Annotated in this window: 22 protein-coding genes; 17 read left to right on the plus strand and 5 right to left on the minus strand. The window is 64.8% G+C overall.

The genetic code is table 11. The annotated features are described in order from the left end of the window. Positions 1-26 precede the first annotated feature (26 nt). Entirely contained in the window at positions 27-1,637 is a 1,611-nt protein-coding gene (locus tag ACTYOL_RS15620) for a methyl-accepting chemotaxis protein (protein ID WP_444758153.1), read from the plus strand. Positions 1,638-1,680: 43 nt separating this feature from the next. Here the strand turns inward: ACTYOL_RS15620 and ACTYOL_RS15625 are convergent, their stop codons facing one another. Continuing rightward, a complete protein-coding gene (locus ACTYOL_RS15625; protein ID WP_444756541.1) occupies positions 1,681-3,084 on the minus strand; it encodes a purine-cytosine permease family protein in 1,404 nt (467 codons plus the stop codon). A 318-nt stretch (positions 3,085-3,402) separates the two neighbouring features. Here ACTYOL_RS15625 and ACTYOL_RS15630 point away from each other — a divergent pair, with 318 nt between their 5' ends. The 10 genes from ACTYOL_RS15630 to ACTYOL_RS15675 all read left to right on the plus strand — a co-directional run bounded on the left by ACTYOL_RS15630 (position 3,403) and on the right by ACTYOL_RS15675 (position 13,064). Further along, positions 3,403-3,888, plus strand: coding sequence for a flavin reductase family protein (locus ACTYOL_RS15630; protein WP_063545279.1), 486 nt, complete (start codon positions 3,403-3,405; stop codon positions 3,886-3,888). A 141-nt stretch (positions 3,889-4,029) separates the two neighbouring features. Further along, positions 4,030-5,073 carry an LLM class flavin-dependent oxidoreductase gene (locus tag ACTYOL_RS15635; protein WP_153772753.1) on the plus strand — a complete coding sequence of 348 codons (1,044 nt, stop codon included), beginning with the start codon at positions 4,030-4,032 and terminating at the stop codon, positions 5,071-5,073. A 232-nt stretch (positions 5,074-5,305) separates the two neighbouring features. Continuing rightward, positions 5,306-5,902, plus strand: a complete 597-nt coding sequence (locus ACTYOL_RS15640; RefSeq protein ID WP_054892016.1) for an amino acid synthesis family protein — start codon at positions 5,306-5,308, stop codon at positions 5,900-5,902. 60 nt (positions 5,903-5,962) lie between these two features. Beyond that, a complete protein-coding gene (locus ACTYOL_RS15645) occupies positions 5,963-6,796 on the plus strand; it encodes an alpha/beta fold hydrolase (protein ID WP_054892017.1) in 834 nt (277 codons plus the stop codon). Beyond that, the gene (locus tag ACTYOL_RS15650) at positions 6,793-8,274 is read left to right on the plus strand and encodes an aldehyde dehydrogenase (RefSeq protein ID WP_200603424.1); all 1,482 of its coding nucleotides are present in this window, start codon (positions 6,793-6,795) and stop codon (positions 8,272-8,274) included. Before ACTYOL_RS15645 ends, ACTYOL_RS15650 begins: the two co-directional genes overlap by 4 nt. 13 nt (positions 8,275-8,287) lie before the next feature. Next, complete coding sequence (locus ACTYOL_RS15655) at positions 8,288-8,773, plus strand: flavin reductase family protein (protein ID WP_197891333.1); 486 nt, start codon at positions 8,288-8,290, stop codon at positions 8,771-8,773. Between the two features lie 197 nt (positions 8,774-8,970). Then, the gene (locus tag ACTYOL_RS15660) at positions 8,971-9,360 is read left to right on the plus strand and encodes a carboxymuconolactone decarboxylase family protein (protein WP_054892020.1); all 390 of its coding nucleotides are present in this window, start codon (positions 8,971-8,973) and stop codon (positions 9,358-9,360) included. An 86-nt stretch (positions 9,361-9,446) separates the two neighbouring features. Next, complete coding sequence (locus ACTYOL_RS15665; protein ID WP_054892021.1) at positions 9,447-10,193, plus strand: GntR family transcriptional regulator; 747 nt, start codon at positions 9,447-9,449, stop codon at positions 10,191-10,193. 20 nt (positions 10,194-10,213) lie between these two features. Continuing rightward, complete coding sequence (locus ACTYOL_RS15670) at positions 10,214-10,777, plus strand: NUDIX hydrolase (protein ID WP_444756542.1); 564 nt, start codon at positions 10,214-10,216, stop codon at positions 10,775-10,777. Positions 10,778-10,883: 106 nt separating this feature from the next. Next, on the plus strand, positions 10,884-13,064 hold the full coding sequence (locus tag ACTYOL_RS15675; protein ID WP_153772757.1) for an ATP-binding protein: 2,181 nt from the start codon (positions 10,884-10,886) through the stop codon (positions 13,062-13,064). Between the two features lie 96 nt (positions 13,065-13,160). Here the strand turns inward: ACTYOL_RS15675 and ACTYOL_RS15680 are convergent, their stop codons facing one another. The 3 genes from ACTYOL_RS15680 to ACTYOL_RS15690 all read right to left on the minus strand — a co-directional run bounded on the left by ACTYOL_RS15680 (position 13,161) and on the right by ACTYOL_RS15690 (position 16,824). Further along, the gene (locus ACTYOL_RS15680) at positions 13,161-15,389 is read right to left on the minus strand and encodes an ATP-binding protein (protein WP_444756543.1); all 2,229 of its coding nucleotides are present in this window, start codon (positions 15,387-15,389) and stop codon (positions 13,161-13,163) included. 99 nt (positions 15,390-15,488) lie between these two features. Next, entirely contained in the window at positions 15,489-16,121 is a 633-nt protein-coding gene (locus ACTYOL_RS15685) for a LysE family translocator (protein WP_197891329.1), read from the minus strand. Positions 16,122-16,209: 88 nt separating this feature from the next. Next, positions 16,210-16,824, minus strand: coding sequence for a LysE family translocator (locus ACTYOL_RS15690; protein ID WP_197891327.1), 615 nt, complete (start codon positions 16,822-16,824; stop codon positions 16,210-16,212). A 110-nt stretch (positions 16,825-16,934) separates the two neighbouring features. Here ACTYOL_RS15690 and ACTYOL_RS15695 point away from each other — a divergent pair, with 110 nt between their 5' ends. Next, positions 16,935-17,387: an Lrp/AsnC family transcriptional regulator gene (locus ACTYOL_RS15695; protein ID WP_054892027.1), complete on the plus strand. Its 453-nt coding sequence runs from the start codon at positions 16,935-16,937 to the stop codon at positions 17,385-17,387. Positions 17,388-17,695: 308 nt separating this feature from the next. Continuing rightward, positions 17,696-17,989, plus strand: coding sequence for a hypothetical protein (locus tag ACTYOL_RS15700; RefSeq protein ID WP_232233428.1), 294 nt, complete (start codon positions 17,696-17,698; stop codon positions 17,987-17,989). 75 nt (positions 17,990-18,064) lie between these two features. On the opposite strand, the gene ACTYOL_RS15705 is transcribed toward ACTYOL_RS15700, so the two are convergent. Further along, entirely contained in the window at positions 18,065-18,967 is a 903-nt protein-coding gene (locus tag ACTYOL_RS15705; protein WP_054892028.1) for a LysR family transcriptional regulator, read from the minus strand. Positions 18,968-19,083: 116 nt separating this feature from the next. Between ACTYOL_RS15705 and ACTYOL_RS15710 the strand changes: the two genes are divergently transcribed. The 4 genes from ACTYOL_RS15710 (at position 19,084) to glcF (ending at position 24,024) form a co-directional block, all read left to right on the plus strand. Next, the gene (locus tag ACTYOL_RS15710; RefSeq protein ID WP_414155667.1) at positions 19,084-20,172 is read left to right on the plus strand and encodes an AbrB family transcriptional regulator; all 1,089 of its coding nucleotides are present in this window, start codon (positions 19,084-19,086) and stop codon (positions 20,170-20,172) included. Positions 20,173-20,242: 70 nt separating this feature from the next. Continuing rightward, positions 20,243-21,742, plus strand: a complete 1,500-nt coding sequence (gene glcD / locus ACTYOL_RS15715; protein WP_197891323.1) for a glycolate oxidase subunit GlcD — start codon at positions 20,243-20,245, stop codon at positions 21,740-21,742. After that, entirely contained in the window at positions 21,742-22,794 is a 1,053-nt protein-coding gene (gene glcE, locus ACTYOL_RS15720; protein ID WP_444756544.1) for a glycolate oxidase subunit GlcE, read from the plus strand. The genes glcD and glcE overlap by 1 nt, the downstream gene beginning before the upstream one ends. 9 nt (positions 22,795-22,803) lie before the next feature. Beyond that, entirely contained in the window at positions 22,804-24,024 is a 1,221-nt protein-coding gene (gene glcF / locus ACTYOL_RS15725; protein WP_444756545.1) for a glycolate oxidase subunit GlcF, read from the plus strand. Positions 24,025-24,040 lie beyond the last annotated feature (16 nt).

Here is a 24,040-nt window from a genome sequence, read left to right on the forward strand (position 1 = left end):
GGAGTAGCTCCATGCACTTAAGGAATATGAAGATTGGTATCCGGGCAGCCAGCGTATTTACGCTGCTGGGCGTCCTGGTGCTGGTCATGGGTCTGATATCGCTGTACGAAACCCGGCGCATGGATAGCGCCACCGATGAAATCCGCGTCACCTGGATGCCGGCGATCATCGCCCTGAACGACGTCAGCACCTACCTCGGCCGCGCCCGCGCCATGACCCTGCGCAGCGTGATCGAGGAAGATCCCGCCGTCCGCCAGACCACCCTCGGCCGCATCGGCGAGATCAATACTTCGCTCGAAGCAGGCATCAAAACCTACGAATCGACCATCATCGAAAAGGACGACCGCGCCCTGTTCGATAACTTCATCTCTCTCACCCAGCGCTACCACGGTTTGCAGAAGTCGATCCGCGATGCCGCGGCCAATGGCGACATTGCCGAGGCCAGGCGCCTGGTCAACGGCCCGCTGGCCGAGTACGCCGACTCGATGATGAAAGCGCTCGGCACCCTGATCCAGTACAACTCCGACGGTGCCGACAAAGCCTCGCAGCGCAGCAGTGACGCCTATGAAGAAGCCTTTGCCCTGATCGTGCTGTCGCTGGTGGTGATCATCCTCGCGCTGGTGGCCATCGCCGTGCTGCTGACCCGCAGCATCGTCGTACCGTTGGCCGAAGCCGTGAGCGTTGCCGAGCGCGTGGCCACCGGCGACCTGACCCAGGAAATCCGCATCGTCGGTCGTGACGAGCCGGCGCTGCTGCTGCGGGCCTTGAGCCGCATGCAGGAAAGCCTGCGCGACACCATCCGCAAGATCGCGGCCTCGTCCGACCAGTTGGCCTCGGCGTCCGAAGAGCTGCACACCGTCACCGAAGACACCAGCCGCGGCCTGCACCAGCAGAGCGCGGAGATCGACCAGGCCGCCACTGCGGTCAACCAGATGACCGCTGCGGTGGAGGAAGTGGCCAACAACGCGGTCAGCACCGCCGACGCCTCCAGGGGCGCCGACCAGACCACCCGCGATGGCCGCGACCAGGTCAACCAGGCGCTGAGCTCGATCCAGCAACTGGTCGAGGACGTCACCGGCACCTCCAGCGAGATCGAACAACTGGCCACCAGCGCCAACGAAATCAGCCGAGTGCTCGATGTGATCGGCTCGATCGCCGGGCAAACCAACCTGCTGGCGCTCAACGCCGCCATCGAAGCGGCGCGGGCCGGTGAAGCCGGACGTGGCTTTGCCGTGGTCGCCGATGAAGTGCGGGCGCTGGCCCATCGGACCCAGCAGTCCACGGCCGAGATCGAGCAGATGATCGGGGGTATCCAGACCGGCACCGAGCGCGCCGTGGGTTCGATGCACAGCAGCCAGGGCCGTGCCAGCGGCACCCTGGAGATCGCCGAGGCCGCAGGTCAGGCACTGGAGCTGATTGCCGAGGCGATCGCCGCGATCAACCAGCGCAACCTGGTGATCGCCAGCGCGTCCGAAGAGCAGGCCCAGGTGGCGCGTGAGGTAGACCGCAACCTGGTGAACATCCGTGACCTGGCGATGCAGACCTCTGCGGGAGCCAACCAGACCAGCGCCGCGGCGCAGGATCTCTCGCGCCTGGCGGTGGAATTGAACGGGATGGTGGCGCAGTTCAAGGTGTGAACTGAAACACCGAGGGCCGCTTTGCGGCCCTCTTGCACATCAACTAGTCGCTCACACCTAGCGCACGCCCCGCCTTCAGCGCCTTGCCGCGAGTGGCCAGGCAATAATAGAGCGGCACCGTCACCAGCAACCCGAACAGCCACGACAGGTCGGCGCCTTCGACGATGTTCGAATACGGCCCCACATACAGCGCCGTATTGGCGAACGGCAGTTGCACCAGGATCCCGCATACATAGGCAACGATGGCGTGGTGGTTGAAGCGACCGTAGATGCCGCCATCGGCGCGGAAGAACGAGGCGATGTCGTATTCGCCCTTCTTGATCAGGTAGAAGTCGACCAGGTTGATCGACGCCCAGGGCACCAGCACCAGCAGCAGTGCCAGGATCAGGCCGATGAACTGGCCGATGAACCCCGCCGAGGCATTCAGCGCCACCAGCCCGCACCCGAACAGGATCACCGACGCCAGCACTACCCGCACCCGCACGCTCGGCGTCCAGTGAGCGACGAACGTCTGGATCGCGGTAACGATCGACAGCACCGCGCCATACAGATTCAGCGCGTTGTGGCTGATGATGTTGAGCAGGAACAGCACCATCAGGATCGGTCCCAACCAGCCGGTGGCCTGCTTGACCGCATCCATCGCATCGGTGCCTTCAGGCACGCACGACACCGCCACCGCCCCGAAGCTGAAGCACAGGATGGTGCCCAGGGTCGCGCCGAAATAGGTCGCCCAGAACGGCTTGGCGATACCGATCTCTCGCGGCAGGTAGCGCGAATAATCCGAGGTGTAGGGCGAGAAGCTGATCTGCCAGATGGTGCCCAGCGACACCGTGGCGATGAAGCCCGACAGGTTGAAGGCCCCGCGACTGAAGAAGTCGGCTGGCAGCTCCTGGGCGAACATCATGATGAAGCCGGCCAGCAGCGCCGAGCCCATCACCCAGGTACCGATGCGGTTCAGGCTATGGATGAAGCGATAGCCGATCACGCCAATGGCCGTGGCGCTCAGGGCACCGATGACGATGGCCGTGGGCATCGGCACGCTCGGAGCGATGCCGTGGATCGACTTGCCCGCCAGGACGATGTTGGAAATGAAGAAGCCGACATAGATCAGCGCGGTGAAGAACACGATCAGCAAGGCGCCGTAGCGCCCGAACTGGCCGCGGCTCTGCACCATCTGCGGAATGCCCAGCTGCGGTCCCTGCGCAGAGGCCAGGGCGATGACGATCCCGCCCAGCAGATGCCCCATCACGATGGCGACCAGGCCCCACAGCAGGTTCAGGTGGAACACCTGGACCACCATCGCGCCGGTGACGATCGGCAGTGGCGCGATATTGGTACTGAACCAGAGGGTGAAGAGGTCGCGCGCCTTCCCGTGGCGCTCGGAGGGGGGAACATGATCGACCGTGTGATTCTCGACAAACTGGTGTTGCGACGACGGTTGGGACATAGGATTTCAGCTCGAAAGGATCATTTTTATCTTTGTATGGAAACCGCTCGGGGCGGCCTCTCAGCTGAAGACCATATTATGGTATTCCAAACTTTTGACAACACTGCGCTGTGCTTTTTCAGCGCATCTGATCTGCCTTGTGCGCCACTGTGGCGCAGGGCTCCAGTAATCAAGACCAATGAATACGGGGCTTTTACCGTTCATCGTGTGTTCCGGTGCGCGGAAAATTCTGCTTGCAATATAGGTATTACGGTATACCATCAGACACATCAACGATAAAAAACGCGGACCACCGCACGCCCCTTAGAGGTACACGCCATGATCGACGCAACCGTCTACAAGCACGTCCTGGGCTCCTTCCCGTCCGGCGTCACGGTCATCACCACCCTGGACGACGACGGCTCGGTCGTCGGCCTCACTGCCAGCGCCTTTTCTTCCCTGTCCATGGACCCGCCGCTGGTGCTGTTCTGCCCCAACTACAGCTCCGACTCCTATCCTGTACTGATCAAGCAGAAGCGCTTCGCCATCCACTTGCTGTCCGGCGAGCAGCAGGCCGAAGCCTATGCATTCGCCAAAAAAGGCAAGGACAAGGCCAGCGGTATCGAGTGGACCCTGAGCGAGCTGGGCAACCCGCTGCTGGCCGGTGCCACGGCGATCATCGAGTGCGAGCTGTGGCGCGAGTACGAAGGTGGCGATCACGCCATCATGGTCGGCAAGGTACACAACCTGATCGTGCCTGAGGACGCCCCACGACCGATGGTCTACTGCCGCGGCAAAATGGCCAGCCTGCCCGCCTTCGCCTGATACCTGCAGTTCGACGCAAGACTCTGTGGGAGCGGGCTCGTCCCGCGATCACCGGCCCTGCCGGTGTCATTCAGGACGCGGCTTGTTTCCCTGTGCCGCGCCGTCCCCACATCGACCACAACAAGCTCCGAGGAAAGCCCCATGAAGTTTTCGCTGTTCGTACACATGGAACGTTGGGATGACCAGGTCAGCCACCGCCAGCTGTTCGAAGACCTGACCGAACTGACCCTGATGGCCGAGCACGGCGGTTTCAGCACCGTATGGATCGGCGAACACCACGCCATGGAATACACCATCTCGCCTAGCCCCATGCCGCTGCTGGCCTACCTGGCTGCCCGTACCGAGACCATCCGCCTGGGCGCCGGCACTATCATCGCGCCGTTCTGGAATCCGATCCGCGTAGCTGGCGAATGCGCCCTGCTCGATGTGATCAGCAACGGCCGCATGGAAGTGGGCCTGGCCCGCGGCGCCTACCAGTTCGAGTTCGACCGCATGGCCGGTGGCATGCCCGCCACCGACGGCGGCAAGGCCCTGCGCGAGATGGTCCCGGCGGTCCGCGCCCTGTGGCAGGGCGACTACGCCCACGAAGGCGAGGTGTACAACTTCCCCACCTCCACCAGCGTACCCAAGCCTGTGCAGCACGGTATGCCACCGATGTGGATCGCCGCCCGCGACCCGGACTCGCACAACTTTGCGGTCAAGCATGGCTGCAATGTCATGGTCACCCCACTGATGAAGGGTGACGAAGAGGTGCTGGACCTGAAGAACAAGTTCCAGGCCGCGTTGGACAACAACCCTGAAGTGCCGCGCCCGCAACTGATGGTGTTGCGCCACACCCACGTGCACAGCCCGGCCGAGCCCGATGGCTGGAAGATCGGCGCCCAGGCGATCTCGCGCTTCTATCGCACCTTCGATGCCTGGTTCGGCAACAAGACCACCCCGGTCAATGGCTTCCTGGAGCCCAGCCCCGAGTCCAAGTTCGCCGAGGTACCGGCCTTCGCGCTGGAAAACATCCGCAAGAACACCATGATCGGCACCCCCGAAGAAATCATTGCGCGCATCAAGTACTACCAGGAACTTGGCGTCGACGAATTCAGCTTCTGGTGTGACAACAGCCTGCCGCACGCAGAAAAACGCAAATCGCTGGAACTGTTCATCAAGGAAGTGGTGCCAGCGTTTGCCTGATCGGTAGCCCGCTGCACCTGCCCGCTTTCATGACCTGTGAGAGCGGGCATTTTTTTGGCTGCAGTTTGCCTGCGCCTACCCACCAGAAAATCAATACAGACACCCGAGAAAACCCCGGTACAGCGCACCTTTCGTCCCCCCGCAGGAGAAATTTCCCGTCCCCTCTTGCACATCAAATATTATGGTATACCATCAGACAACAAGAACTGATAACCCTCACCAGGAGCCCTCCATGAGTTTCGAAATCCGCAAGATCGTCACCTACTCCGAAGAAACCCGCATCGAAGGCGGCAAGGCCACCGACAAACCAGTGACCATGGTCGGCCTGGCCGTGGTGATCAAGAACCCATGGGCTGGCCGTGGTTTTGTCGAAGACCTCAAGCCGGAAATCCGCGCCAACTGCTCCGAACTGGGTGCGCTGATGGTCGAGCGCCTGACCGCCGCCATCGGCGGTGCCGACAAGATCGAGGCATACGGCAAGGCAGCGGTGGTCGGTGCCGAGGGTGAGATCGAGCACGCGTCGGCGGTGATCCACACCCTGCGCTTTGGCAACCACTACCGTGAAGCGGTCCAGGCCAAGAGCTACCTGAGCTTCACCAACAAGCGCGGCGGCCCGGGCACCTCGATCCAGATCCCGATGATGCAGAAGGACGACGAAGGCCTGCGCTCGCACTACATCACCCTGGAAATGCAGATCGAAGACGCCCCGCGCGCCGACGAGATCGTCGTGGTCCTGGGCGCCTCCGACGGCGGCCGCCTGCACCCGCGTATCGGCAACCGCTACATCGACCTGGAAGAACTGGCTGCCGAGAAAGCCAACGCTCAATAACAATAAGCAGACGGGCCGGAGCCAAGCGTCACGGCACCGGCCTTTCAAGGAGCGCCATCCATGATTCAGCCTGTCGCTGAACGTACACCTGCCGGGACCAGCTACCTGAGCCTCGGCCAGGGCCAACCCGTGGTGCTGATCCACGGCGTGGGCCTGAACAAGGAAATGTGGGGTGGCCAGTTCGTCGGCCTGTCCACCGACTACCGGGTCATTGCCTACGACATGCTCGGCCATGGCCAGAGCGCGCTGCCCGCGCCGGACACCGACCTGCAAGGCTACGCCACCCAGCTCGCCGAACTGCTCGACCACCTGCAGATCCCCCAGGCCACCGTCATCGGCTTCTCCATGGGCGGCCTGGTCGCCCGCGCCTTCGCCCTGCACTACCCGCAGCGGCTGTCGGCCCTGGTCGTGCTCAACAGCGTGTTCAACCGCAGCCCCGAGCAGAGCGCCGGTGTCATCGCCCGCGCCGCGCAGGCTGCCGAGCTTGGCCCGGACGCCAACGTCGACGCGGCGCTGGACCGCTGGTTCAGCCGCGAGTACAAAGCGGCCAACCCGGCCCAGGTCGCGGCCATCCGCCAGGTGCTGGCCAGCAACGACCCCCAGGGTTACCACACCACCTATTCGCTGTTCGCCACCCAGGACATGTACCGCGAAGCGGACCTGGGCAGCATCCAGGTGCCAACGCTGATCGCCACCGGCGAACTCGATTCCGGCTCCACCCCGGCCATGACCCGCCAGCTCGCCGCGCGCATTCCCGGCGCCCGCAGCGTGGTCCTGGCCGAACAACGGCATATGATGCCCGTTGAGGCTCCGCGCGAAGTCAATCGCATGCTGCTGGACTTCCTGAGCCAAGCCCGCACCCTCACCGAATCCGCCAAGGGGATAGTTGCATGACCCTCGTTCGTTTCCAGATGTGCATCGACGGCCAATGGCGCGATGCCCAGAGCGGCAAGACCTTCGACAGCCTCGACCCGGCCACCGCCCAGGCCTGGGCGCAACTGCCCGATGCCGGCGAGCAGGACGTCGAGCTGGCGGTACAGGCCGCCCAGCGCGCCTTCGACAGCAAGGCCTGGCGCGGGCTCACCGCCACCGCACGGGGCAAGCTGCTGCGCCGCCTGGGTGACCTGATCGCCGAGAACAAGGAGCACCTGGCCCAGCTCGAAAGCCGCGACAACGGCAAGCTGATCCGCGAGACCCGCGGCCAGGTCGGCTACCTGCCGGAATTCTTCCACTACACCGCAGGCCTTGCCGACAAGCTCGAAGGCGGCACCCTGCCGCTGGACAAGCCCGACCTGTTCGCCTACACCGTGCACGAGCCCATCGGTGTGGTGGCTGGCATCATTCCGTGGAACAGCCCGCTGTACCTGACCGCGATCAAGCTCGCCCCGGCCCTGGCCGCTGGCAACACCATCGTGCTCAAACCCTCGGAGCATGCGTCGGCCACTATCCTGGAGCTGGCCCGCCTGGCGCTGGAAGCCGGTTTCCCGGCCGGCGTGGTCAACGTCGTCACCGGTTACGGCCCAAGCACCGGCGCGGCGCTCACCCGTCATCCACTGGTGCGCAAGATCGCCTTCACCGGCGGCGCCGCCACTGCCCGCCATGTGGTGCGCAGCAGCGCCGAGAACTTCGCCAAGCTGTCGCTGGAGCTGGGCGGCAAGTCGCCGAACATCATCTTCGCCGACGCCGACCTGGACAGCGCCATCAACGGCGCGGTGGCCGGTATCTACGCCGCCTCCGGGCAAAGCTGCGTGGCCGGTTCGCGCCTGCTGGTGCAGGACGAGATCTTCGACGAATTCGTCGAGCGCCTGATCGAGCGGGCCAAGCGCATCCGCATCGGTAACCCGCAGGACGACGCCAGCGAAATGGGCCCGATGGCCACCGCCCAGCAACTGGCCGTGGTCGAAGGTCTGGTCGCTGCGGCCAAGGCCGAGGGCGCCAAGCTGCGCCTGGGTGGCAAGCGCGCCGAAGTCGAGGGCGACGGCTGGTTCTACGAGCCGACCCTGTTCGAGTGCGACAGCAACACGATGACCATCATGCAGGAAGAGGTGTTCGGCCCGGTCGCCGCAGTGATCCGCTTCAAGACCGAGGAAGAGGCGCTGGCCATGGCCAACGACTCGCAGTTCGGCCTTGCCGCCGGCATCTGGACTCGCGACCTGGGCCGCGCCCATCGCCTGGCGCGCGACGTGCGCTCGGGAATCATCTGGGTCAACACTTACCGCGCAGTCTCGGCCATGGCGCCGATCGGCGGCTTCAAGAACAGCGGCTACGGCCGCGAGAGCGGCATCGATTCGGTGCTGGCCTATACCGAGCTGAAGACCGTGTGGATCAACCTGTCCACCGCGCCAATGCCCGATCCGTTTGTGATGCGTTGAGAAGGAGCACGAGATGATCGAACCTGGCATCTATAAAGACGTGATGGGCTCCTTCCCGTCCGGCGTGACCGTGGTCACCACGCTCGATGGCGATGGCGGCATCGTCGGCATTACCGCCAGCGCCTTCAGCGCGCTGTCGATCGAGCCGGCGCTGGTGCTGTTCTGCCCCAACTACGCCTCCGACACCTACCCGATCCTGCGCGACAGCAAGCAGTTCGCCATTCACCTGCTGTCGGCCGACCAGACCGCCGAGGCCTATGCCTTTGCGGGTAAAGGCAAGGACAAGGCCAAAGGCATCGACTGGCACCTGAGCGAGCTGGGCAACCCGCTGCTGGCCAAGGCCACGGCGATCATCGAGTGCGAGTTGTGGCGCGAGTACGACGGCGGCGATCACGCGATCATCGTCGGGGCGGTGAAAAACCTGGTGCTGCCGGCCGAGCCGGTGACACCGATGGTCTATCACAAGGGCAAGCTTGGCGCCCTGCCCCCCTTGGGCTGATACAACCCATGATCGGTGTTGGCTTCTTCGCGGGTGAACCCGCTCCCACAGGTACTCCACAGGCCTCTGTATCTGTGCGATCCCTGTGGGAGCGGGTTCACCCGCGAAAAAGCCCACGCCGATGCCCCTGTTTTTTGGGGGCCGCGCTGATCGTCTCACCCTCGGTTGCGGCCCCTGTTTTCATTCGGAGCACTGCAATGAGCAATGAAAAGTACGAGAAGGGCCTGCAGATCCGCACCCAGGTGCTGGGCGAGGACTACGTCAACCGCTCCATCCAGAACGCCGACGACTTTACCAAGCCGCTCCAGGAGCTGGTCACCGAGTATTGCTGGGGTCATGTCTGGGGCCGCGACGGCTTATCGCTCAAAGAGCGCAGCATGATAAACTTGGCGATGATTTCCGCCCTCAACCGGCCCCACGAGCTCAAGCTGCATATCCGCGGCGCCTTGCGCAACGGCCTGAGCCGTGAACAGATTCGCGAAATCCTGCTCCAGGTCGGCATTTATTGCGGCGTGCCCGCGGCGGTGGACAGCTTCCGCCTGGCCCGCGAAGCGTTCGCCGAAGCCGATGCGGAGCCAACCCGTTAACAGCGGGCTGTTCGAACCACTGCAAGGAGCGCCTGGGTTCGGGGCACTCCGACGTTGGCGCAACAGCCTCATAAAGAGCGCACCTGATGAAACGCCAGCCACTCGACGACAGCTTCAAGGTCAACCGCAACCCCGTCACGCTCCGCGAAATCGTGCTCGACAAGCTGCGCGGGGCGATCATGAACTTCCACCTGCTGCCGGGCGACCGTCTGGTCGAGCGCGACCTGTGCGATCGTCTCGGCGTCAGCCGTACCTCGGTGCGTGAAGCCCTGCGCCACCTCGAGTCCGAGGGCCTGGTGGAGTTCGCCGATGCCAAGGGCCCGCGCGTGGCCATCATCACCCTGGAAGACGCCCGCGACATCTACGAGCTGCGCTGCGTGCTCGAAGGCCTGATCGTCCAACTGTTCACCCTCAACGCCAAAGCCAAGGACATCCGCGCCCTGGAGCGCGCCCTGGACGTGAACCGCGAGGCGCTGGAGGAAGGCGAGCTGCAGCAGGTGCTCGATTCGGTACAGGGCTTCTACGACGTGCTGCTCGAAGGCTCCGGCAACCATGTCGCCGCTACCCAGCTGCGCCAGTTGCAGGCACGTATCAGCTACCTGCGCGCCACCTCGGTCTCGCAGGAAAACCGCCGCGGCGCCAGCAACCGTGAAATGGAGAAGATGGTCGAGGCGATCAAGAGCGGCGACCCGCTGGCCGCTCACCAGGCCTCGGTCGACCATGTACGCGCCGCCGCCAAGGTGGCACTGGACTACCTGCGCCAGAAGCAGGACGACAATGCCAAGGTCCGCGACATGGTCGAGCCCCTGGCGCTGAAGGATCCACGCATTTAACCCCCCACAGGCCACCGATCATGCCCAACGCCCCGCGCTACTGCCCGCAATGCACCACGGCACTGGACCGGGGCGTTCCCACCGGCGACACCCACGAGCGCCTGCACTGCCCCGCCTGCGGCTACATCCACTACATCAACCCGAAGATCATCGCCGGCTGCATCATCGAACGCGACGGCAAGTACCTGCTGTGCCAGCGCGCCATCCCGCCACGTCCTGGTACCTGGACCCTGCCCGCAGGCTTCATGGAGACCGGCGAAACCACCGAGCAGGCGGCGCTGCGCGAGGTCTGGGAAGAAACCGGCGTGCGCGCTGACATCGTCTCGCCGTATTCGATCTTCAGCGTGCCGAAGATCAGCGAGGTGTACATCATCTTCCGCGCCATCGCCACCCAGGAGACCGGCCAGTTCGGCCCCGAGACCCTCGACTACCGCTTCTTCGCGCCCGAGGACATTCCCTGGGACGCGATCTACTACCCCGCGATCCGCCAGATCCTCGAGCGCTACATCCTCGAACGCCAGGCCGGGGTGTATGGCATCTACATGGGCAATGACGACACCGGCAAGGTGCATTTCATGCGCTGAATAGCGCCCGTCCCTCAACACGGCCGACCCTGTCTCACAAATCGCTCGCCAGCCCGACATTCTCGGTGCACCCTATCCCCTCCACGCAAACGAAACGGCAAACCTCATGGCGAAATGGCTGGATGGCGGCGGGCTAATGGCCGAACGCATCCGCAATCACGACTGGGCGAAAACGCCCCTGGGCGCAATTGATGCCTGGCCCGACGTGCTCAAGACCACCGTGGCCTTGTGCCTGGCCTCGCGCTTCCCGCAGGCGGTGCTGTGGGGCGATGACCTGATCACCCTGCACAACGACGCCTTCAGCGAAATCCTCGGCGACAAGCCTCCGGCCCTGGGTCGCCCCTTCAGCCACGTCTGGCATGAAGCCTGGAACGATATCGGTGCCATGACCCGCCGCGCCCTGGACGGCGAGGCGGTGTACATCGAAGACTTCCCGCTGATCATCGACCGCCACAACGGGCCGGAACGTGCCTATTTCACCTTCTGCTACAGCCCGATCCGCGACCAGGACGGCCAGATCGTCGGTATGCTCGACACTGTCACCGAAACCACCGCCAGCGTGGTCGCCAACCGCCGCCTCAACTTCCTCGACGACCTCGGCCGCGCCGTGGCCAACGCCACCGAGCCGGACCGGATCCTGGCCATCACCACCCGAAAGCTGGGCGAGCACCTGCGCCTGTCGAGCTGCGCCTACGCAGTGATGGAGCCCGATCAGGACGGTTTCACCATCTGCGGAGACTGGGTCACGCCCGGCTCGCCGCGCCTGCTCGGCCAATATCGTCTCGCCGCCTTCGGCCGCCTGGCCGTACAGCGCCTGCGCGCAGGCAGGGCGCTGGTGATCAACGACAACCTCAGCGAGCTCGAACCGCAGGAGGCCGCGACCTTCCAGGCCATCGGCATCACTGCGACCATCTGCATGCCGCTGATCAAGGATGGGCGCCTGACGGCGCTGATGGCCATCCATGACAAGCAGCCGCGTGCCTGGACCGGCTACGAGCGGGCGCTGATCAGCGAAGTCACCGAGCGTAGCTGGGCGCACATCCAGCGGGTTCAGGCACATGCCGAAGTACGCGAAGCGATGCAGGCGCTCGAATCGCTCAACGCCACCCTTGAGCAGCGTGTCGAAGAACGTACCGCACAGTTGCTGCACACCGAGGCCGTACTGCGCCAGACCCAGAAGCTCGAAGCCATCGGCCAGCTCACCGGTGGTGTCGCCCACGACTTCAACAACCTGCTGACCATCATCCGCTCGTCGCTGCATTTCCTGCAGCGCCCGGAACTGGATGACAGTCGCCGCCAGCGCTACCTCAAGACCGTGTCAGACACTGTCGATCGGGGCGCCAAGCTCACCGGCCAACTGCTCGCTTTCGCCCGCCGCCAGGCCCTGAGCCCCCAGGTGTTCGAAGTGGGCCCGCGACTGGAAGCCATGGCCGACATGCTCGACACCGCTACCGGCGCACGGATCCAGGTCAAACTGGATCTGCCCGAGACGCCCTGCCATATCCGCGCCGACCTGGGCCAGCTGGAAACGGCGGTGATCAATCTGATGATCAACGGCCGCGACGCCATGAATGGCGAAGGCACGCTGCGCCTGCACCTGCAGCCAGATCAGCTGATGCCGGCGCAACGTGGACAAGCGGGGCAGCCTGGAGTGTTCGCCGCGATCTCGGTGATCGACAGTGGCGTCGGGATTGCCCATGAATTGCTGGAGCGCATCTTCGACCCGTTCTTCACCACCAAGGCCTCGGGCCACGGCACCGGCCTGGGCCTGTCGCAGGTGTTCGGCTTCGTCAAGCAGTCCGGCGGCGACGTGCAGGTCACCAGCGTGCCGGGCCAGGGCACTACCTTCACCCTGTACCTGCCTCAGGTCTCGCCCCCGGAAACCGAACAGAGCCTCGCCAGCGCTGCAAATGCCCCGGTCGACAGCCGGCCGCGGCGCATCCTGGTGGTGGAGGATAACCGCGACGTCGGCAGCTTTACCGCGCAGATACTCAAGGATCATGGCTACCAGATCAGCTGGGCGACCAGTGCCGAGGATGCACTGGCGCAGTTGCACATGACACCGCAGGGCTTCGATGTGGTGTTCTCCGACGTGGTAATGCCCGGTATGGGCGGCCTGGCTCTGGCCCGGGAACTGCGCCGCACCAGGCCGCAACTGCCGGTGATCCTCACCTCCGGCTACAGCGATGCCATTGCCGAAGGGGGGCACCAGGGCTTCGCCTTCCTGGCCAAGCCGTATTCGGCCGAGCAGGTATGCCAGTTGCTGGACCAGGTGCTCACGCAATAGCTGCAACGGCCTTGCACATTATTTGTGCGATGGGATCAGTGGGCGCAGGGTCTTTGCAACTGGAGTCTGCAGGGTCCGCCCCCACAAGAAACGACGTCAGCCCTCGGATTGCGCGTAAACCAGCGGCAGCAAGCGCGCCAGGCTCTGCGCCAACTCCGCACGGCGGAACGGCTTGCGCAATACCTCGAAGCCACAGAGCTCACGCGGCGTGAGGTTGGCATAGCCGGTAATGATCAACACCGGCAGCGCCGGCATACGCCGCCGCAGCGCCTGGGCGAACTCGGCGCCGGTCCGCTCGGGCATCATCTGGTCGGTCACCAGCACTTCCACGGCGAATCCCTGCTCCAGCACCTGCTCGGCTTCGGCCGCACTCAAGACCGCTTTCACTTCATACCCCAAGTCACGCAGCTGCATTGCCGTGGCATGGAGCACGATGGCTTCGTCATCCACCAGTAATACCCTGACCGGACGCGTCGGCCTGGACACTTCGTCCACCGGGTCATCGCGACACAGGGTTTCGGCGTCAGTGGTCGGCAGCCACAATGTCGCTGTCGACCCCTGCCCCGGCTGCGAACGAATGGCAAACCCGCCGCCAGACTGCAGTGCAAGTCCCTGCACCATCGGCAGGCCAAGCCCGGTGCCCTTGCCCGCGCCCTTGGTGGAATAGAATGGCTCGCAGCAGCGCGCCAGCACCTCATCGCTCATACCGCAGCCGCTATCGGCCACCTCCAGCCATACCATCGCCCCTTGCCCAGGCCCTGCAGGCCGATCCGCCCGTGCGGCGTCCAGCCCCGCACGAATCCTCAACCTGCCACCGCCTGGCATCGCATCGCGCGCGTTGAGTACCAGGTTGATCAGCGCAAGCTCCAGTTGATGCGGGTCCACCACTGCTGCCGGCAGCGCCGGGTCGACATCGACCTGTACCTCGATGGTCGGCCCCAGCGAGCGCATGATCAATTCGTGCATGTCACCGATCCGTGCAGCCAGGCAGACGGGCTCAGGCTTGAGGGTCTGGCGCCGGGCAAAGCTGAGCAGACGGCCGACCAGGCTGCGTGCCCGCTCCGCCGCCTGCAGGGCGCCTTCGATCAGACGCGTCGAACGCGCCGCGTCGTCCGGCCGCCGGGCGATCAGCTCCAGTGAGGCAATGATCGGGGTGAGCATATTGTTGAAGTCATGGGCAATGCCGCCGGTCAGTTGGCCGACGGCCTCCATCTTGCGTGCCTCATGCAACTGCATGAGGTCGGACTCACGCTCGGCCAGCATGCTGGCAACCCGCTCCTCCAGCGTGGCGTTGAGCGTCATCAGCTCGGCCAGCGTTGCCTCCAGGTGCGCGGAGCTGGCGCGCAACGCTCGCTCCGAGCGGGCATGGATGATCGCAGACCAGGCCAGCTTGGCCGTCTCTTCCACCAGCTGACATTCATCGTCGACGAACGCATGAGGGCGATTGAAGTAGACACACAGCATGGCATCGAGCACACCGCTGCGCAGCAGCGGCACCTTCAGGCTGGCGCACAGGTCTCTGGAGGCGCCAGCCGGATAGTCGTCATGCACCCCATGCCCCGCCTGAAGTTGCTCGCGCAACAACCCGTCATGTCCGCGCCACAAGTGCTCCCCCGTTTGCGACGGCACCCCATCGACCCAGTCACGGGCGACGACATAGCGCTCGTCATCGCCCAGATCCTCGGCAAAGCACACCCGGGAGGCGCCCAGCTCCTCACCGAGCAGGCGCGTGGCAAAGGTCTCGATCGCCTCGGGTTCGTCCATCTCCGGAAGCGCCCGGCCCAACGCCAGCAGGAACGCCTGGCGCCGCTCGAACTGAACGCGCTCAGTGGTTTCGGTGACGATGCACAGCACCCCACCCACGCTGCCATCGGCCTCGCGTACCGCCGAATAGGAGACATCGAAATAGGCTGTCTCGCCCAGGCCCCGGCGCTCGATATAGAACGGACGGTCGCGCGCCGAAAAAGTCTCGCCGGTGTCACGCACATTCCGTAGCAACGGTTCGAGATCGTCCCACAACTCGCTCCAGTGCTCGCGGGCAGGCCGCCCGAGCGCACGCGGATGCTTGGCACCGATGGTCGGGGCGTAGGCATCGTTGTAGAGCGCCACGTACTCCGGCCCCCAGAACAGCACGATCTGGGCCTTGGCCGGGAGGATAGTCGCCATGAGCGTCTGCAGGCTGAATGACCATGTGCCTGGGGCGCCAAGCGGCGACTCGGTCCATTCCAGGCTCTGCAACAGCGAGCCGACCGTGCCGCCGTTGATCAGAAAAGCGGGCGCCGGGGGCCGAGCGTGTTCGGTATCACCGTCCTGTAGTGATTTCATGTCATGCAGACCATCAGTGTTTCCGGGCACTGTATTGAGTATCTGAGGATATGAAATCAGCACAGCGCAGACGTTCCATCCGTCTTCGCATCAGCGCGTTCAGCGACGCCCTTCAGCCAGCATGCGCACCGCCAGCGCGGCCAATACCGTCCCCATCAACCAGCGCTGAGCCTGCTGCCACAGCGGCCGACCCGCGAGAAAAACGGCAATGGAGCCGGCCATCAGGGCGATCATCGCATTGACCGTGACGCTGATGACGATCTGCGTGGAGCCCAGCACCAGCGATTGCAGCAGTACGCTGCCATGGCCCGGCTCGATGAACTGCGGCATCAGCGACAGGTACATCACCGCGATCTTGGGGTTCAGCAGGTTGGTCAGAAAACCCATCATGAACAGCCGCCGCGGGCTGTCGGCTGGCAGGTCGCGGACCTGGAACGGCGAACGCCCGCCTGGCTTGAGTGCCTGCCAGGCCAGGTACAGCAGGTACAGCGCGCCACCGATGCGCAGTGCGTCATAGGCGTAGGGCACGGCCATCACCAGTGCGGTGATGCCCAGCGCGGCGCAGAGCATGTAGAAGACGAAGCCCATGGCCACGCCGCCCAGCGAGATCAACCCGGCAACCCGCCCCTGGCAGATCGAGCGGGAGATCAGGTAGACCATGTTCGGGCCGGGGGTCAGGACCATGCCCAGTGCGATCAGGGCAAAAGCCAGCAGGTGGGAGAACTCAGGCATCGGGCGCATCCTTGGCGTGCGAGGGAAGCGCGAAGTGTATCCGGTGTCGAGGCCATCGTGGAACGGCTGCCCCTGCAAATCCAGGCATTCAACCGAACTGCCCGACTATCAGCCCCAGCGCGATCGTGATCATCACCGCGCCCGACACCCGCCCGACGATCTGCGCCGCCTGTGGCCGGGTGCGCAGCACGGCCTTGGCGCCGTAGCCGACCATCAGGTAGATCACCAGCGAACTGCACAGGTGCACCAGCCCCAGCAGCAGGATCTGCAGCGGCAGCGGCCAGTTGGAGGTGGGGTCGGTGAATTGCGGCAACAAGGCCAGGAACAGCAGGAACACCTTCGGGTTGAGCCCGCTGACACAAAATCCGCGCAGCGCCCAGCGCGAACCGGTCTCCCCCGCCTGAACCACTCCCGCCTGCGGCGCCGCCGGCTTGAGCAACAGGTTGCCCCCCAGCCACAGCAGGTAAAGACAACCGGCAAGGGTCAGCAGCGTCAGTGCCAGCGGGTGCCCTGCGATCAGGCTACCGACCCCGGCCGCCACCACCAGGGTGGCCATGAAATGCCCAGACAACATCCCGGCCACTGCCGGCATCACCCAACGGCCGCGCATCCCGGCCGAGATCGCGTAAGCCCAGTCGGCGCCGGGGGTGATGACGAACAGCAACGACACGGCCCAGAACGCGGCCAATACACTGAGGGTCATTTCGGGTGTTCCTTTCAGAGGTCTGGTTGAAAGGAAGATTACGGATTCCGCGCGGGGATTATCTTTCGTATATTGCCGACAACCTTGAACACCTTGGAAGATTCTCCCCCATGGATCGCACTGATCGAAAAATCCTTGCCGAACTGCAAAAGGACGGTCGCCTGTCGGTCACCGAGTTGGCCGACCGCGTTGGCCTGAGCCTCTCGCCCTGCCATCGTCGGCTCAAGGCGCTGGAAGCGTCCGGGGCGATCCTCGGTTACCACGCACGCCTGGCGCCTTCGGCGGTGGGCCTGAACTTTGCGGCGCTGGTGTTCGTCACCCTGCGCGAGGTGACCCGCCAGCCAGTGGCCGACTTCGAAGCGGCGGTGACCGAGGTGCCGCAGATCGTCGAGGCGCAGCGCTTGTTCGGCGACCCGGATTACCTGCTGCATGTGGTGGCCAAGGACCTGCCGGCGTTCCAGAAGCTGTATGACGAAATCCTGACGAGCATTCCCAATGTGAAACGGCTGAGCTCGACATTGGTGATGAAGGAAGTGATCCAGGATCGGTTGCTGCCCATGTGAGTGAGCGCCCTGAAATGTATCTGGAGGTGGCGCCGCCTTGAAACGCTTCCCTCGGACCGGTAACCTCTGCGCGCTGCTGTAAGTCCAGCAGTCGGGTTTGGTAGCCCGCGATCAATCAAGGCGCACAAGCGCCCGCTCTACGCTTCAGTTGGTTTTTGTACCTGCTGTTGCGTTCGACGGCGGCTGTGCGCAGGGCGCCTTCGTGCGCGCCGGTTTCCTTGATTCCCGGTCTACCAACCTGCGTACAGCCGCCACCCTTTCGTTTGGTAGCGAACGGTGGCGACTCCATTGAATCAAGGAGCGACACAATGACGAAAGGCCTGCCCGACCCTCCAACCTCCACCACCGCACCCGCGCATTTCGGTAGCTGCGACGGTAGTCATCGTGCACTGTTTGCCGTCTGTGCCGGTATCGCCGCCGAAGACGCGCTGGTGCACTTGTCCACTCTGCTCAAGGGCGCTTCAGCAGCAAACCAGACCGCCATGGAACTGGCCACCGGCACCTGTCGGGACCTGCTGCTGAACAACGATCACGGGCTCGATGCCTGCAAAGCGCTGGTCGAATCCTTGCTTGAGGGACTGGAGCAGCAAGTTCAAGGCTGAGATCGCCAGGGCCGCCGCGCGGCCCATCGGGCCCGTTCCTGCGCAAGCGGCCACAAGCCTCAAGCTGCGGCGCCATCAATCCCCGCGAAAGAACCCATCCCCGGCATTTCTCAACAACTCCACCATCGCCCCCGCCGCTGGCGGCAGGTAGCCTTCGGCGCGTACCGTCACCCCGACCGTGCGGCGCATGGTAGTGGCCTCCAGCGGCACTTCGCGCAGCCACGACATGCCCAGGCCATGCTCCAGCGTCTCGCGTGCGGCAAAGCTCAGCAGACGGGTCTTGGCGATCAACCGGGGCAGCAGCGAGATCGAGTTGGTCTCGATCTGCACCTCGGGCAGCGGCAACTGGTGGCTGCTGAACACATTGTCGATCCAGCGTCGCGCCGTCACCGTGGGAGCTGCCAGCACCCAACGGTAGTTGCACAGGTCCTTCAACTGCACATCACCCGAGAACACCGGGTGATCGGCGCTGGCCACCACCACCGCTTCGTCCTGCAGGATCGGATAGGAGCGAAACTGCGGGTCATCGACGATCAAGCCGCAGATGATCGCGTCCAGCCGCCCTGAGCGCAGCGAGTCCTTGAGCATGTCGTCCTGGCCGATCGACAACTTCAAGGTCAGTTGCGGCGCTCGCTCCAGCAGCGAAGCGGTCAGTTGCGGCAGCAGGTGCTCGGCCATGCTCGCGGCACAGCCCAAACGGATGTTGCCCACCAAACCGCTGGCAAAGTCGCGCACTTCACGCTCGGTCTCGGCGATGCTCACCTGCAACTGCTTGCCGCGCGCCAGCAACAACGCGCCAGCATCGGTCAATTTGATACGCCGGCCATCACGCTGGAACAGCCGCGCGCCCAACGACTCTTCCAGGCGCTGGATGCTTTTGCTCAGCGCCGGTTGGCTGCGGTTGAGTTGCTGTGCGGCGCGCCCCAGGTGGCCGAGTTCGGCAATGGTGGCGAAGTAAGTCAGGTCACGTAGGTCCATGATCGATGAATTTCAGTTATGGATTCATAGAAAGTAGAAAATAGACTTGATCAATTCACAGGTCGATAATTTTCTCTGTCAGCCACCTCTGGCTCTCGCCGTACAGGGAGATCGACTTGCCCACCGCCCTACCCCCCCAAGCAGCAAAGAACGCGTCCCCCACCCTGATTTTGCGATGGCTCGCGCTGATCCTCTGTGCTGGCGCCGCCGGGCAGATCCTCCACGCCCTCGCCGTGCCGGCCGGGCTGTTTCTCGGCCCCATGCTGATGGCCATCGTCTTCGGTGTATCCGGCGCGCAACTGCGCCTGCATCGCCAAGTGTTCCGCTTCGGCCAGGGCTGTGTCGGGCTGCTGGTTGCGCACTCGGTGACCTGGTCGGTGCTCGCCTCGCTGGCCGACGCCTGGCCGCTGATGCTGTTCGCCACCTTCGTCACAGTGGTGCTCAGCGCCCTGGTCGGCCTCGGTACCGTGCGCTTCGGCGGCATTCCCGGCAGCACCGCTGCCTGGGGTACTGCGCCGGGCGCAGCCTCGGCGATGGTATCGATGGCCGAAGACAACGGCGCCGACGGACGCGTGGTGGCCACCATGCAGTATGTGCGTGTGGTGTGTGTGGTGATGATCGGCTCGCTGGTCAGTCACCTACTGGGCGCCACCAGCGTTGCTGGCGACGCGGCCCAGGCCGCGGTGGTCGCCGACAGCATGCAACTGGGCAACCTGCTGCTTGGTCTTGGCGTGGTGCTGGTGGGCGTTGCCGCCGGTTCGAAGATGCCCGCCGGCGCCCTGCTGATGCCGTTGATGCTTGGCGCAGTGCTGCAACTCACAGGGGTGTTGCACGTCAGTCTGCCCAGCGAAGTGCTGGCCATCGCCTACGGCGCCATCGGCTGCTACATCGGCCTGCGCTTCGACCGCCAGACCGTGCGCTATGTGTGGAAGCGCCTGCCGACCATGATCGCCGGCGCCGTGGTGCTGATCCTGCTCTGCGCAGGCTGTGCCTGGCTGCTGGCACGGCTCGCCGGCACCGACTTCCTGTCCATGTACCTGGCCACCAGCCCCGGCGGCCTGGATGCGATGGCGATCATCGCGGTGGAAACCCACGCCGATGTCGGCATGGTCCTGGCGATGCAGACGCTGCGCCTGTTCGGGGTGATCCTGACCGGTGCGTATCTGGCCCGGCAGATCATTCGCCTCACCCAGAACGCCCACTGAAGGGTGCACCAGGCCGAAGGGTAGCTATCCTTCCCCGCACAACAACGACAAGTGCCTGGTAGTCCGCCCCATGAACATCCTGTACGACGAGCGCCTGGACGGCGCACTGCCCACGGTCGACAAGGCCGCGCTGCTGGACACCCTGCGCAGCGCCCTGCCCGACCTCGACATCCTGCACACCGAGCAAGACCTGCGCCCCTACGAATGCGACGGCCTCAGCGCCTACCGCGTGGTGCCATTGCTGGTGGTGCTGCCACAACACCTGGAACAGGTTCAGGCGCTGCTGAAGATCTGCCACGCGCACCAGGTGCCGGTGGTGGCCCGCGGAGCCGGTACCGGCCTGTCGGGCGGAGCTCTGCCGCTGGCGCAGGGGATTCTGCTGGTGATGGCGCGGTTCAATCGCATCCTTGAGATCAATCCAGCAGGTCGCTTCGCCCGTGTCCAGCCGGGCGTACGCAACCTCGCGATCTCCCAGGCAGCGGCGCCACACGGTCTTTACTACGCGCCCGATCCCTCGTCACAGATCGCCTGCTCGATCGGCGGCAATGTCGCGGAGAACGCCGGGGGTGTGCATTGCCTGAAGTACGGCCTGACCGTGCACAACCTGCTCAAGGTCGAAGTCCTCACCATCGAGGGCGAATACCTGACGCTGGGCAGCGATGCCCTGGACGCCCCAGGCTTCGACCTGCTGGCGCTGTTCACCGGCTCCGAAGGCTTGCTGGGCATCGTCACCGAAGTCACCGTCAAGCTGCTGCCCAAGCCACAGGTGGCGCGGGTGTTGCTGGCCAGTTTCGACAGCGTGGAAAAGGCCGCTCGTGCGGTGGCCGACATCATCGGCGCAGGCATCATTCCCGCAGGCCTTGAGATGATGGACAACCTGTCGCTACGGGCCGCCGAAGACTTCATCCATGCAGGCTATCCGGCCGAGGCCGCCGCCATCCTGCTGTGCGAGCTCGACGGCGTGGACGCAGACGTGAAGGACGACTGCCTGCGCGTCGAGGCCGTGCTCAAGACAGCCGGCGCCAGCGAGGTACGCCTGGCGCGTGACGAGGCTGAGCGCGTGCGCTTCTGGGCAGGCCGCAAGAACGCTTTTCCGGCGGTAGGGCGCATTTCCCCCGACTACTACTGCATGGACGGCACCATCCCGCGCCGGGCACTGCCGGGGGTGCTGCACGGCATCGGCGAGCTGTCGCGCGAGCACGGCCTGCGCGTGGCCAACGTGTTCCATGCCGGCGACGGCAACATGCACCCCTTGATCCTGTTCGACGCCAACCAGCCCGGCGAGCTGGAGCGTGCCGAGGTCCTCGGCGGCAAGATCCTGGAACTGTGCGTGGCGGTGGGCGGCAGCATCACCGGCGAGCACGGCGTGGGACGCGAGAAGATCAACCAGATGTGCGCGCAATTCAACGCCGACGAGCTGACGCTGTTCCATGCGGTCAAGCACGCCTTCGACCCGCTGGGCTTGCTCAACCCTGGCAAGAACATCCCGACCCTGCAGCGCTGCGCCGAATTCGGCGCGATGCACGTGCACCACGGCCAGTTACCCTTCCCCGACCTGGAGCGTTTCTGATGGATCAGGATCACGATGCCAGCGCCGACCTGCTGGAGCAGGTGCGCCAGGCCCTCGAGCAGCGTACGCCATTGCGTATCCAGGGCAGCGACAGCAAAGCCATGCTCGGTCGTCCGGTCGACGGCCAGACCCTCGACACCCGCAGCCATCGCGGCATCGTCAGCTACGACCCCACCGAGCTGGTGCTCACGGCACGCGCCGGGACGCCGCTGCGCGAGATCGAGGCTGTGCTGTACGAGGCCGGGCAGATGCTGCCGTTCGAACCACCACACCTGGGCGACGGCGCCACGCTGGGCGGGATGGTCGCGGCCGGGCTGGCAGGGCCACGTCGGCCCTGGGCAGGCTCGGTACGCGACCATGTGCTCGGCACCCGAGTCATCACCGGGCACGGCAAGCTGTTGCGCTTCGGTGGCGAGGTGATGAAGAACGTCGCGGGCTACGACCTGTCGCGCCTGTTGGCCGGCAGTTTCGGCTGCCTGGGGGTATTGACCGAGGTATCGCTGAAGGTGCTGCCGCGACCGCGCATTTGCCAGAGCCTGCGCCTGTCGATGGATCTTCGGCAAGCCCTGGGCGAGCTGGCAGCCTGGGGTCAGCAAGCGCTGCCGATCACAGCCGCCTGCCATGACGGCGACGCCCTGTACCTGCGCCTGGAAGGCGGGGAAGGCTCGGTGGCCTCTGCCGCCGAGCGCCTGGGCGGCGCGCTGCTGGACAACCGCTATTGGCATGACCTGCGTGAACAACGCCTGGCCTTCTTCGCCGCTGACGAGCCCCTGTGGCGCCTGTCACTGCCGCATAACAGCCCGCCGCTCAGCCTGCCCGGCCGGCAGTTACTCGACTGGGGTGGCGCCCAACGCTGGCTGAAATCCGCCGCCTCGCCCAGCGTCATCTGCGAAGCGGTCGCAGGTCTTGGCGGCCATGCCACGCTGCATGCCTGCCACAGCGCCGGGTTCCATCCGCTGCCCGAGCCATTGCTGCGTTACCAGCGCAACCTCAAGCGACAACTCGATCCTCGCGGCATCTTCAACCCCGGCCGCCTGTATGCAGACATATGAGGGCCAGCCATGCAGACCAACCTGAGCGAACAGGCCAAGCGCCTGCCACGGGCCGACGAGGCCGAGCGTATCCTGCGCAGTTGCGTGCACTGTGGCTTCTGCACCGCCACCTGTCCGACCTATCAACTGCTGGGCGATGAGCTGGATGGGCCGCGTGGGCGCATCTACCTGATCAAGCTGCTACTCGAAGGGCAACCGGCCACCGCCAGCATCCAGACTCACCTGGACCGCTGCCTGAACTGTCGCAACTGCGAGACCACCTGCCCGTCCGGGGTGGAGTATCACAACCTGCTGGACATCGGTCGTGCCGTGGTCGACGCGCAGGTGCCGCGGCCGCTGGGCGAGCGCCTGCTACGCCACGGATTGCGCCTGTTCGTCCCCAGGCCTGCGTTGTTCAAGGCCCTGACCCGCACAGCCAGGGCCTTTCGGCCACTGCTGCCGAAGCCGATGCAGGCCAAGCTGCCGCGCCATGAGCCTGCACTCAAGCCGCGTCCCAAGGTCCAGCACGCGCGTCGGGTGCTGATGCTCGAAGGATGCGTGCAACCGGCGCTGTCGCCCAACACCAACGCGGCGGCAGCGCGGGTGCTGGATCGTTTGGGAATCTCGGTGATAGCGGCCCGTGAGGCCGGTTGTTGCGGCGCTGTGGACTATCATCTCGACGCGCAGGCCGCCGGCCTTGATCGCGCTCGACGCAACATCGACGCCTGGTGGCCAGCCATCGAAGCCGGTGCCGAAGCCATCGTGCAGACCGCCAGTGGCTGCGGCGCCTTCGTGCGCGACTACGGGCACCTGCTGGCGGCGGACCTGGCCTACGCCGCCAAGGCCGCGCGGGTCAGCGCACTGGCCCGGGACCTGGTGGAGGTATTGCGCGATGCGCCGCTGGAGCGCCTGGGTATTCGAGCCGACCAGCGTCTGGCCTTCCATTGCCCCTGCACGTTGCAGCATGCACAGAAGCTGGGGGGTGTCGTGGAGGCTGTGCTCGAGCGCCTGGGCTTCAACCTGACACCCGTGCCCGACGGCCATCTGTGCTGCGGCTCGGCGGGCACCTATTCACTGACCCAACCTGTACTGGCGCAGCAACTGCGCGATAACCGCCTGAGCGCCCTGGAAAGCGGCAATCCCGAGGTGATCGTCACCGCCAACATCGGTTGCCAGAACCACTTGGCCAGTGCCGGGCGAACACCGGTGCGGCACTGGATCGAACTGGTAGACGAGGCACTCCCCGATTGAGACATCAGCCATGGCC

This window comes from Pseudomonas sp. A014, from assembly GCF_052378495.1.
In the GTDB taxonomy this organism is placed as follows: domain Bacteria; phylum Pseudomonadota; class Gammaproteobacteria; order Pseudomonadales; family Pseudomonadaceae; genus Aquipseudomonas; species Aquipseudomonas machongensis.